Annotated in this window: 12 protein-coding genes; 8 read left to right on the forward strand and 4 right to left on the reverse strand. The window is 74.1% G+C overall.

Annotation, left to right across the window (positions count from 1 at the left end):
- The first annotated feature begins 44 nt into the window (after positions 1 to 44).
- From WQ53_RS09295 to fabG, 8 genes are all read left to right on the forward strand, one after another.
- Positions 45 to 314: a phosphopantetheine-binding protein gene (locus WQ53_RS09295; protein WP_052631909.1), complete on the forward strand. Its 270-nt coding sequence runs from the start codon at positions 45 to 47 to the stop codon at positions 312 to 314.
- Complete coding sequence (locus WQ53_RS09300; RefSeq protein ID WP_236685848.1) at positions 289 to 1047, forward strand: ketosynthase; 759 nt, start codon at positions 289 to 291, stop codon at positions 1045 to 1047. Before WQ53_RS09295 ends, WQ53_RS09300 begins: the two co-directional genes overlap by 26 nt.
- 30 nt (positions 1048 to 1077) lie before the next feature.
- Complete coding sequence (locus WQ53_RS09305; protein WP_052631910.1) at positions 1078 to 1383, forward strand: polyketide synthase dehydratase domain-containing protein; 306 nt, start codon at positions 1078 to 1080, stop codon at positions 1381 to 1383.
- Complete coding sequence (locus WQ53_RS16775) at positions 1380 to 2315, forward strand: acyltransferase (RefSeq protein WP_144409285.1); 936 nt, start codon at positions 1380 to 1382, stop codon at positions 2313 to 2315. Before WQ53_RS09305 ends, WQ53_RS16775 begins: the two co-directional genes overlap by 4 nt.
- Positions 2312 to 2968: a LolA-related protein gene (locus tag WQ53_RS16780; RefSeq protein WP_052631911.1), complete on the forward strand. Its 657-nt coding sequence runs from the start codon at positions 2312 to 2314 to the stop codon at positions 2966 to 2968. Before WQ53_RS16775 ends, WQ53_RS16780 begins: the two co-directional genes overlap by 4 nt.
- Positions 2969 to 2979: 11 nt before the next feature.
- Positions 2980 to 5331, forward strand: a complete 2352-nt coding sequence (locus WQ53_RS16785) for an MMPL family transporter (protein ID WP_052634017.1) — start codon at positions 2980 to 2982, stop codon at positions 5329 to 5331.
- Positions 5332 to 5387: 56 nt separating this feature from the next.
- Positions 5388 to 5765: a phosphotransferase gene (locus WQ53_RS09325; RefSeq protein ID WP_052634018.1), complete on the forward strand. Its 378-nt coding sequence runs from the start codon at positions 5388 to 5390 to the stop codon at positions 5763 to 5765.
- A 378-nt stretch (positions 5766 to 6143) separates the two neighbouring features.
- Positions 6144 to 6851 (forward strand): 3-oxoacyl-ACP reductase FabG, encoded by a 708-nt coding sequence (fabG, locus tag WQ53_RS09330; RefSeq protein WP_052631912.1) that lies wholly within the window; start codon positions 6144 to 6146, stop codon positions 6849 to 6851.
- Positions 6852 to 6863: 12 nt separating this feature from the next.
- Here fabG and WQ53_RS09335 read toward each other — a convergent pair whose 3' ends face one another.
- The 4 genes from WQ53_RS09335 to WQ53_RS09350 all read right to left on the reverse strand — a co-directional run bounded on the left by WQ53_RS09335 (position 6864) and on the right by WQ53_RS09350 (position 11144).
- Positions 6864 to 8114 (reverse strand): cation:proton antiporter, encoded by a 1251-nt coding sequence (locus WQ53_RS09335; protein WP_052631913.1) that lies wholly within the window; start codon positions 8112 to 8114, stop codon positions 6864 to 6866.
- 294 nt (positions 8115 to 8408) lie between these two features.
- A complete protein-coding gene (locus WQ53_RS09340) occupies positions 8409 to 9182 on the reverse strand; it encodes a glycosyltransferase family 2 protein (protein ID WP_082112938.1) in 774 nt (257 codons plus the stop codon).
- On the reverse strand, positions 9175 to 9945 hold the full coding sequence (locus WQ53_RS09345; protein ID WP_052631914.1) for a beta-ketoacyl synthase chain length factor: 771 nt from the start codon (positions 9943 to 9945) through the stop codon (positions 9175 to 9177). Before WQ53_RS09345 ends, WQ53_RS09340 begins: the two co-directional genes overlap by 8 nt.
- Complete coding sequence (locus WQ53_RS09350) at positions 9942 to 11144, reverse strand: beta-ketoacyl-[acyl-carrier-protein] synthase family protein (protein ID WP_052631915.1); 1203 nt, start codon at positions 11142 to 11144, stop codon at positions 9942 to 9944. Before WQ53_RS09350 ends, WQ53_RS09345 begins: the two co-directional genes overlap by 4 nt.
- Positions 11145 to 11320 lie beyond the last annotated feature (176 nt).

The raw sequence follows: 11320 nt of genomic DNA on the forward strand, positions 1-11320 counted from the left end.
GATGCCGGATCGTGGCCGGCCTTGCGCAAGTCCCGGAACCGAAGATGTCGCAGCAGACCGATGCCGAACGCGAACTGGCCGAACTCCTGGTCGAGAGCCTGAACCTGGAGGGCGTGGAACCGCACGCGATCGACCCGGAGGCGCCGCTGTTCAACGAGGGCCTGGGCCTGGATTCGATCGACGCGCTGGAGCTGTCGCTGGCGGTGGCCAAGCGCTACGGCGTGCAGCTGCGCGCGGAGGGCGAGGACAACCGCCGCATCTTCGCCTCGCTGCGTGCGTTGTCGGCGCATGTCCAGTCGCAACGCGGTGGCTGAGATGGCCGGCGACCGCGCCGGCGCGGCGGGCCGCGACCCGGCCGGGGCGGTGGTCGTGCCGGCGCAGCTGCTGCTGGGCGTGGCCTATCCGTTCCTCGCCCACCTGGCGGGGACCCGCGGCGGCGCCTGGCCGGCGCTGGCGCTGGCCGACCTGGTCGTGCTGCTGCTGGCCGGCCCGCTGCTGCGCCGCCGCTGGTGGGCGCTGGGTTTGCTGGCGGTGCTGCTGGCCGCGCTGGCCTGGGGCATGGGCACGCCCTGGCTGGACCTGCTGCTGCTGGCGCCGCCGGTGCTGTTCACCGGCTGGCTGGCCTGGTTCTTCGCGCGCAGCCTGCTGCCGGGGCGCACCCCCTTGGTGGAGCGGATCGTGACCGCGCTGTACGCGCAGTCCGGCTGGACGCTGCCGGCGGGACTGCCGGACTACGCGCGCCGGCTGACCGCGGCCTGGGCGCTGCTGCTCGGCTTCCTGGCGGTGGCCAACACCCTGCTGGCGCTGTGCGCCGTGCCCGGCGGCGTGCTGCATTCGCTGGGCCGCACGCCGTGGATCGCGGTGCCGCATTCGGCCTGGTCGTGGTTCGCCAACCTGCTCAACTACGGCCTGGTCGCCGGCTTCATGGTCGGCGAGTTCCAGTACCGCAAGCGCCGCTTCCCGCAGCGTCCCTACCGCAACGGCGCCGAGTTCGCACGGCGGATGGCCGCGTTGGGGCCGGCGTTCTGGCGCGGCCTGCTGCGCTGAGTCCGGCCGCCGCGCGGCTATGCTTGGGCGATGCGTTTCGTCATCCCGCACGACCACCCCTGCCTGGCCGGGCACTTCCCCGGGCGGCCGCTGGTGCCCGGGGTGGTCCTGCTGGAGCGCGTGCTCGAGGCGATCGAGGCCGCGCACGGGGTGCAGGGTCCGCTGCGCCTGCCGCAGGTGAAGTTCCTGCGGCCGCTGCTGCCGGACCGGGAGGCGCAGGTGGTGCTGGACGGCAGCGCCCCGCGCTGGCGTTTCGAAGTGCTCGGCGCCGACGGCGTGCTGGCCCGCGGCGAAGTGCAGGCCGTTGCGACGGGCGACGCGGGTAGCGGCGCATGAGCGGATCGCAGGCGCAGGTGCGCCCGGCCTGGAAGCAGCGTCCCGAAGGCGGTACGCGCGGCGCGCTGGCGCTGATCGTGGCCATTGCCCGGCACGGCGGGCGCGGCCTGGCGCGGCTGTGCCTGTACCCGATCACGCTGTACTTCCTGCTGGTGCGCGGTCCGGAACGCCGCGCCTCGCGCGCCTGGCTGGCGCGGGCGCGCGGCCGCCGCGCCGGCCTGTGGCAGGCGGCCCGGCACATCCACGTCTTCGCCGCGACCATCCTCGACCGCGTGTACCTGCTCGGCGGCCAGCTGTGGCGCTTCGACATCCGTGTGCACGGCCTGGAACCGCTGGTGGCGCTGGTCGACCAGGGCCGCGGCGCGCTGCTGTTCGGTTCGCACCTGGGCAGCTTCGACGCGCTGCGGGTGCTGTCGCGGCAGCGGCCCGGGCTGAAGGTGCGGATCGTGCTGGACCGCGCGCAGAACCCGGTGCTGACCGGGATCTTCGACTCGCTGGATCCGGCGCTGGCGCGCTGCGTGATCGACGGCGGCCAGCCGGGCGCGGCGATCGCGCTGGAGATCCAGCACGCGCTGGAAGCCGGCGAACTGGTCGCGTTGCTGGTCGACCGCGCGCAGCCGCACGAGGACACCGCCGCGGCGCCGTTCTTCGGCGAACCGGCGCGCTTCCCGCTGACGCCGTGGAAACTGGCCGCGGCGCTGCACGCACCGGTACTGCTGTGCTTCGGCCTGTACCGCGGCGGCAACCGCTACGACCTGCACTTCGAACCGTTCGTCGATCCGTCGGCCGGCGACGTGCCGGTGCGCGGCGAGCGCGGGGAATGGCTGCGCCGGCACGTGGCCGACTATGCGGCGCGGCTGGAACACCACGCGCGGCAGGCGCCGCTGAACTGGTTCAACTTCTACGACTTCTGGAGCGGACAGGACCGATGAGCGCACTAACTACGGCCGCGCGGCGGTTCCTGGCACTGGCCTGCGCCTTCGCGCTGCCGTGCGCCGCGGCGCAGGCACAGGTGCCCGACGCCGACTGGATCCTGCAGGCGGTGGCGCGCCCGGCGCCCAGCCGCACGGTGTTCGTCGAGCTGCGCGACTCGCCGATGCTCAAGCAGCCGCTGCGGCTGCAAGGCGAATACCGGCGCGAGAGCGACGGCCGCCTGGTGCGCCAGGTGCACGCGCCCTATGCCGAGACCACCACCCTGGCGGACGGCGAGGCGGTGGTCGAGCGCGCCGGCCGCGCGCCACGGCGCATCGCCCTGGCCCAGGCGCCGGAACTGGCCGCGATACAGGCCGGCTTCGGCGCGCTGCTGGCCGGCGACCGCGAACTGCTGCGCAAGACCTACGACGTGCAGGCCGGTGGCGCGCGCGAGCAATGGACGTTGCGGCTGGTGCCGCGCGACCCGCGCCTGGCTGCCGCGCTGGCGCGCATCGACCTGTACGGTCGCGGCGCCGAACTGCGCTGCGTGGAAAGCCATCCGGCCAAGGGCGCGCCGCAGCGCACGCTGATGGCCGGCGCGGCCGCCGCCGCGGACGGCGTCGCCGATGCGGCGGCGCTGGCCGCGCTGTGCCACGGCGACGCGGCGCGGTGAAGCCACGGCCCGTGGATGCCGTCCCGGGCACCGGCGCGCGGCTGGGCCTGCTGCTGGCGTGGCTGGCGGTCCTCGCCGTCGCCGGCTGGGCGCTGGGCCGCGGCCTGCGCGTGGAGGAGGACCTGCGCCGCTTCCTGCCGACCCCGCGCACCCCGGCGCAGGTGCTGCTGGTCGACGAACTGGGCGAGGGGCCCGGGTCGCGCGCGCTGCTGCTGGCCGTGTCCGGCGCGCCACCGCAGGCGCTGGCGGCGCGCTCGCAGGCGCTGCACGACACGCTCGCGACGCGGGGAGAAATCGCGCTGGCGGCCAACGGCGACCACGGCGGCCTGGACGCGGTGCCCGAGCACCTGCGCCCGTACCGCTACCTGCTCTCGCCGACCCTGGACACGCAGCCGCTGGATGCGGCGTTCCTGCGCGACGAGCTTGAGCAGCGGCTGCAGGACCTGGGTTCGCCGGCGGCCGACCTGGTCGAACCGCTGCTGCCGTCCGACCCGACCCTGGAGACGCTGCGCCTGGCTGAACTGTGGCAGCCGGCCAACGCGCCGCAGCGCCGCCACGGCGTCTGGTTCGACCGCGCCGGCGCGCAGGCACTGCTGCTGGTGCAGACCCATGCCGCCGGCTTCGACAGCGCCGGCCAGCAGGCGGCGGTGGCGGCGATCGGGGCCGCATTCGCCGCTGGCGTGCAGGATGCGCCGGAGAGCGCCGATGCGCGCCTGGAGATCTCCGGCCCCGGCGCCTTCGCCGTGGCCATCCGCGACCGCACCGAGCGCGAGATGCGCTGGATCGGCACGGTCGACACGATCGGCCTGTTGCTGCTGCTCGGCCTCGCCTACCGGCGCTGGAGCATGCCGCTGTTCGGCGCGCTGCCGCTGGCCAGCGGCGGCCTGGCCGGGCTGGGCGCGGTGGCGCTGCTGTTCGACGGCGTGCACGGCATCACCATCGCCTTCGGCTTCACCCTGATCGGCGTGGCCCAGGACTATCCGATCCACTTCTTCAGCCATCTGCGCCCGGGCCAGTCACCGCGCGCCAGCGTGCGCGCGCTGTGGCCGACGCTGGTCACCGGGGTCATCGCCACCTGCATTGCCTACGCGACCTTCCTGTTCTCCGGGGTTGAGGGGCTTAAGCAGCTGGCGGTGTTCACCGTCGCCGGCCTGGCCGTCGCCGCGGGCTCCACCCGCTGGCTGCTGCCGCGGCTGGTGACCCCGGCGCGGCGCGACCCGGCCGATTCGCGCGTGCTGGCGCGGCTGTGGCATGGCGTGGCGCGGCTGCCGCGGCCGCGCGCGGCGCTGGCCCTGCTCGCGGCGCTGGCGCTGGCGGTCATCGCGTTCGCGCCGGGCGCGTTCTGGCAGAACGACCTCTCGCGCCTGACCCCGGTGCCGCCGGCCGACCTGCAGCGCGACGCGCAGCTGCGCGCCGAACTCGGCGCGCCGGACGTGCGCTACGTGCTGGCGGTGCAGGGCGACGACGCCGAAGCCGCGTTGCAGGCCTCCGAACGCCTGCCCCCGGTGCTGCAACGCCTGAGCGGCGAAGGCGTGCTCGACGGCTACGACCTGGCCGCGCGCTACCTGCCCAGCATCGCCACCCAGCGCGCGCGCCAGGCGCAACTGCCCGACACGCCGCAGCTGCGGCAGGCGCTGGACGAAGCGTTGGCCGACCTGCCGTTCCATGGCGACGCCTTCGACCCGTTCGTCGACGACGTGGCCACCGCGCGCGCGGCCGACCCGCTCACCCCCGGCCGCCTGGCCGGTACGCCGCTGGAACTGGCGGTGTCCGGCCTGTTGCTGGAGGGCGAGGGACATGCGACCGCGCTGGTGTCGCTGACCGGCCTGCACGACCCGGCCGCGCTGGCCGCCGCGGTGGCGCCGCTGGGTGCGCAGCTGCTGGACCTGAAGGACGCCTCCGAATCGCTGGTCGCGCAATGGCGGGTGCGGTTGCTGGCGGCGCTGGCGGCGGCCGCGCTGCTGCTGGCCGGCGTGGTCTGGCTGGCGCTGCGTTCGCCGCGGCGCGTGCTGCGGGTGCTGGCGCCGATGGCGCTGAGCACGCTGCTGATCCTGGCCGTGCTGCGCGGGCTGGGCGTGGAGCTGAACCTGTTCCACCTGGTCTCGCTGATCCTGGCTGCCGGCCTGGGCCTGGACTACGCGCTCTTCTTCGACCACGCCGGCGACGACCGCGACGAGCAGTTGCGCACCCTGCACGCGGTGATCGTGTGCAGCCTGGTCACGCTGCTGGTATTCAGCCTGCTGGCGCTGTCCTCGATCCCGGTGCTGCGCGCGATCGGCGGCACCGTGGCGCTGGGCGTGCTGTTCAACTTCGTGCTGGCGCTGCTGATCGCCCGCGCCCCGGCGGCGGAACGCGCGCCGTGACCGCGCCCGCGCTCGACCGCGCCGGCATCCTCGCCCTGGTTCCGCACCAGGGCGCGATGTGCCTGTGGTACGAAGTGGCGGCGTGGGAGGCGCAGCGCATCCGCTTGCGTGCCTGGAACCATGTCGACCCGGTGCATCCGCTGCGCGCGCGTGGGCGGTTGCCGGCGCTGGCCCTGTGCGAATACGGCGCGCAGGCCATGGCGGTGCATGGCGGCCTGCTGGCGCGGGGGCAGGGCGGCCGCGCCGCGGCCGGCGTGCTGGTGGCGTTGCGCGAGGTGGAGCTGGCGGTCGCGCGCATCGACAACCTGGCCGGCGCACTGGAGGGCGAGGCCGAACTGGTTGCCGCCTCCGACGCCAGCCAGCAGTACGCCTTCCGCATCCACCACGGCGGTCGCCTGCTCGCCAGCGGCCGCGCCGCGGCGATGCTGTTGTAGGAGCCGGGTTCAGCCGGCGACACGACGCCATCGGCACAGGCGACGCCCTCATGGTCCCGACGCCCGTGTCGCCGACTGAAGTCAGCTCCTACAGAAGAGCGGCCGCGCCGCAGCTGTTGTAGGAGCCGGGTTCAGCCGGCGACCCGACGCCGTCGGCCCAGGCGACGCCCTCGTGATCCCGACGCTCGTGTCGCCGACTGAAGTCAGCTCCTACAGGAGAGCGGCCGCGCCGCGGCTGTTGTAGGAGCCGGGTTCAGCCGGCGACCCGACGCCGTCGGCCCAAGCGACGCCCTCATGGTTCCGACGCCCGTGTCGCCAGCAAGCTGCGCTCCTACAATGGACGCATGACCGGCGAACCCAGCTTCCCAGCGTCGCGCCCTGGTCACCGGCGGCAGCGGCGACATCGGCGGCGCGATCTGCCACGCCCTGGCCGACGCCGGCCTGGCGGTGGTCGTGCACGCGCACGGCAACCTGGCCCGTGCCGAGGCGGTGGCGGAGGCGATCCGCGGGCGTGGCGGCCATGCGCAGGCGGTGGCCTTCGACGTCGCCGACGGCGCGGCGACGGCGGCTGCGATCGACGCGCTGCTGGGCGAAGGCCGCATCGACGTACTGGTCAACAACGCCGGTGTCCATGACGACGCGCCCATGGCCGGCATGAGCGACGACCAGTGGCGGCGCGTCATCGACGTGTCGCTGCACGGCTTCTTCCACGTCACCCGGCCGCTGCTGCTGCCGATGGCGCGCGCGCGCTGGGGCCGGATCGTCAGCGTGTCCTCGGTGGCGGCGGTGCTGGGCAACCGCGGCCAGGCCAACTACGCCGCGGCCAAGGCGGCGCTGCACGGCGCCAGCAAGTCGCTGGCGCGGGAGATGGCCAGCCGTGGCATCACCGTCAATGTGGTGGCACCGGGCGTGATCGAAGGCGCGATGGCCGCCGCGCAGTTCCCGCCCGAGGCGGTGAAGCAGCTGGTGCCGGCCGCGCGTGCCGGGCGGCCGGAGGAAGTGGCCGCGCTGGTCGCATTCCTGTGCTCGGATGCGGCCGGCTACGTCAACGGCCAGGTGATCGGGATCAACGGCGGCATGGCCTGACGCGACGTCGCCTCAGTCGCCAGTGTCGGCCCTGCGTTCCGGCGCGGCGCGCGGTGCGCGATGTCCGAACAGGGTCAGCAGCGGCCCGGTCATCAGCGTGGTGGTGAGCGCCAGCAACAGCAGCAGGGTGAACATCTCCGGGCCGATCAGGCCGGCGTCCAGGCCGACCTTCATCACGATCAGCTCGATCATGCCGCGTGCGTTCATCAGCGAACCGACCGCCAGGCTGTCGCGGGTGCCATAACCCGACAGCCTCGCGCCCAGGCCGCCGCCGAGCAGCTTGCCGGCCACCGCCACCAGCAGGATCAGCAGGAACGCGCCCAGGCCGGCGGCGGTGAACGCGTCGGCGGTGGTGCCCATGCCGGCCAGGGCGAAGAACACCGGCATCAGCAGCACCAGCGCCAGGTGCTCGATGCGCTCGACCAGGCTGTGCATCAGCCGCTCGTCGCGCGGCAGGCAGGTGCCGAACAGGAACGCGCCGAACACCGCGTGCAGGTGCAGCCATTCGGTGGCCGCCGCGCAGGCCAGCAGGCCGACCAGCAGCGCGGCCAGGACCGTGCCGGAGGGCTTGCCGTCGCTGGCATGGCGCCGCAGCAGCCACGCGTACAGTGGCCTGAGCCCGGCGTAGACCAGCACCAGCAGCAGCGCCAGCCCGGACAGCGTGCGCACCAGCGTGGACCAGCCGCCGTCGCCGGTCAGCGCCACCAGCAGCGCCAGCACTATCCAGGCGCCCACGTCCAGCAGCGCCGCCGCCGACAGCGCCAGCCGGCCGATCGGGCTCTGCTGCAGGCCGCGGTCCTTGAGGATCCGCGCCAGCACCGGGAACGCGGTGACTGACAGCGCCACGGCGAGGTAGAACGCGAACGGCCAGAAGCCGACCCCGGCCGGCGCCAGCGGGCCGTGCAGCAGCGGCGCCACCGCCAGCGCCAGGCCGAACGGCAGCAGCGCCGACAGGCTGGCCACCCGGGTGGCGGCCAGCACCTGGGCGCGGGCGCCCTCCGGCGCGCGCAGTTCGGCGCCGATCACGAACATGAAGAGCACGATGCCCAGGGTCGACAGCCCGGACAGGCCCTGCATCGACGCGGGCGGGAACAGCGCCGCATGCACCTCGGGCAGCGCCGCGCCGAACACGATTGGCCCCAGCAGCACGCCCGCCGCCATCTCGCCGATCACCGGCGGTTGGCCGAAGCGGACCAGGAGCAGGCCGCACAGGCGCGCGGTGACCAGGATCACGGCGATCTGCAGCAGCAACAGCCCGGTCATGCATTCCTTCCCCAGGGAAGTCGGTTTCCAAGGTCCGAACAATTCGCTTCTTGTTCGTCATTCCCGCGCAGGCGAGAAGCGATCCGCAGCGGCCGGATGGCTGATCATCCAGCGACCTGGCATTCAACAGCTTGAAGTCACTGGATGACCAGCCATCCGGCTTTTGTGAAGCTCTTCGGCTGTGGTGAAGCATTTCCCGCCTGCGCGGGATGACGACAGTTTTTTCGAACCTCCACCAGGCAACTACTAGCCGGCGCACGGCTACCGGCGCCTCGAAGATAACCGGGGGCGTGCTCAGGTGCCGGAATCCAGCCGCGGCGCCTGCGCGCGTACCCGCCGGTACTCGCTCCACACGTCGCCGTGCGCCAGTACCTGGCGGACCACGTGCGAGGTGATCCGGTACAGGTCGCGCAGCGGACGGAAATGGCTGCGCCGCAGCGGGCCGCCGTCGCGGCCGCGGTAGCGCGTCTCCACCGGCACCGACACGCAGCGCACGCCGAGCCGGCGCGCGGCCGAGATCAGCAGCTGCGCCTCGTACACGTAGTCCTCGCCGGGCACGTCGTCCAGGGCGATGACCTCGGCCGGGTAGTAGCGCTGCCCGCTCTGGGTGTCGGCGATGCGGTGGCCGGCGGCCCAGGCCACGCCCCAGTCGCCGAACGCGTTGGCCAGGCGCCGGTGCACGGGCGCGGCGGCGCGCTGGCGCAGACGCGCGCCGATGACGATGCAGTGCGGATGGCGGTCGGCCGCTTCCAGCAGGCGCGGCAGGTCGGCCGGATCGTGCTGGCCGTCGCCGTCCAGGGTCAGCACGCCGCGCGCGCCGCGTGCCAGCGCCTCGGCGAAGCCGGTGCGCAACGCCGCGCCCTTGCCGCGCCGCTGCGGATGGCGCAGCCGCGTCACCGGCAGGCCGTCCAGGCATGCGCCGGTGCCGTCGTCGGAGCCGTCGTCGACCACGATCACCCAGCGGCAATGGCGCAGGGTGTGTTCGACCACCTCGCGGATCCGCAGCGCCTCGTTCAGTGCCGGGATCACCACCGCCACGCCGCCATCGCGGATGCCCGCCTCAACCATGGGCCAGCTCCACCCGCAGCACGCGGCCCGGGCCGGCGGGCAGTACCACCGCCGGCGCGCCGCGGGCCAGCGCCTCGAACAGTGGCAGCATCGGCGCCATCGCGTTGCCGGCGGCGACCGTGGTCGAGGGCGGCGGCGCCTCGCCGTCGTCCAGGGACAGGGTCAGGCGCGGCCGGCCCGGCGCCGGCGGGCCCAGCACCAGCGCGCCGCCGAGCAGGCCGTCGGTGGGTGCGACCTGGCGCAGCAGGGCCGGCGCGCTGCCGTCGTAGCCGACCAGCAGCACCGCCGGCGCGCCGGTGGCCAGCTGCGCCATCGCCTCGAGCAGGCCCATCGCGAACTCCGCGCTGAGCGCGGTGGCCGGCGTGGCCGCACCACAGGCGATGGTCCAGTAACCGGCGGCGGCGTTGTGCACGGAATTGTGGAAGCGGGTGGGCGATAGCTCCCGCGGCGCGGTGGCCAGGGTCTGGCACAGGTGCTCGGTGATCGCCAGGTCGCCATAGGTGGAGACGAACACCGACGGCAGCGTGGCCGGGTCGCGGCCGGCATCGGCGCAGGCCGCCTGCGCCGCCTCCAGCGCGACCAGCACCGTGTCCGGCGCGCGGCGGCGTTCGTTGGGTGGCAGCAGGGCCGGCGCCGGGCGCGTGGCGGTTTCCGCCGCCGGGGTTGTTCCCGCCAGCAGCGCGCGGTAGGCCGCCCACGAGGGCGCCTGCGCGATCCACAGGCCGACGCCTTCGATGCCGGCGGTGAGCGCGGTGGCGGTCATGCGCGGGCGAACACCAGCGAGCAGTTGTTGCCGCCGAAGCCGAAGGCGTTGTTCATCGCGTAATCGATCCGGCGCTGTGCGGTCTCGAACCGCACCTGCGGCCCGCAGGCCGGATCCGGATCGCGGCTGTTGAGCGTGCCCGGCAGCAGCCCGTCCTCCAGCGCCAGCAGGGTCAGTACCGATTCGACGATCCCGGCTGCGCCGAGGGTGTGCCCGGTCCAGCCCTTGGTCGAACTGGCGTGCAGCGTCTCCGGGAACATCGCCGCCACCGCCTGCGCCTCGACGCTGTCGTTGGCCGGAGTGGCGGTGCCATGCAGGTTGAGGTAACCGACCGCGTCCGGTTCCAGCCCGGCGCGCGCCAGCGCGTCGGCCATCGCCCGGCGCGCGCCAAGGCCCTGCGGATGCGGCGCGGACATGTGGTGGGCGTCGCTGGATTCGCCGTAGCCGCGCAGCCAGCCGCGCGCCTGGCCGTCGCGTTCGAGCAGGGCGAAGCCGCCGGCCTCGCCCAGCGACAGACCGCGGCGCTGGATGTCGAACGGACGGCAGGGTTCGTCCGAGACCAGTTGCAGCGAGTTGAAGCCGTACAGCACGCTGCCGCACAGCGTATCGACGCCGCCAACGACGGCCGCGTCGGCCAGCCCGGCCTGCAGCATCCGCGCCGCCAGCGCGAACACCTTGGCGCTGGACGAGCAGGCCGTGGCCACGGTCATGCACGGCCCGCGCGCGCCGGTCGCCAGTGCGACGAAATCGCCCAGCGCGTGCGGCGTGTGCACCAGCAGCCGCACCAGGGCCTCGGGGAAGCGGCCGTCGACCTGCTGCGCGTAGGCCGCCTCGGTCTCGCCGATGCTCGAGGTCGAGGTACCGACCAGCACCGCCACCCGGGTAGCGCCGTGGCGAGCGACCGCGGCGCGCGCGGCCTCGATGAAGCCGTCCTGGTGCAGCGCCATCCAGGCCAGGCGGTGGTTGCGCGACTCCCAGTCCGCCAGCGGCGGCGGCAGCGGCGCCTGCTCCAGGCCGCCGACGCGGCCGATCCAGCAGTCCAGCCGCGGCGCGTCGCCGAAGTCGTTGCGGCGCAGCCCGCTGCGGCCGGCGCGCAGCGCCTCGCGCTGCGCATGCAGCCCGGCCCCGAGCGCAGTGGTCGCGGTATGGGCGGTGATGGCGAGCGGAACGCTGCGCGAGGGTGGAAGGGCGTGCTGCACGTGTCCTGCAATAAGCCGGGCCGGCGGGTTGGCCGGCGAGTTTGCCACAGCCCGGCGTGCATCCCGCGTTGGGGAAGATGAACCGGTGCGGCACGCGCCACCGCGGCCTTCGCGCTTCCGCGCCTGCCGCATTTCCTACACAATCCCCCGGGTTCCCCCTATGGAAGACAGGCGCG

Source organism: Pseudoxanthomonas suwonensis (genome assembly GCF_000972865.1).
Classification (GTDB): Bacteria; Pseudomonadota; Gammaproteobacteria; order Xanthomonadales; family Xanthomonadaceae; genus Pseudoxanthomonas; species Pseudoxanthomonas suwonensis_B.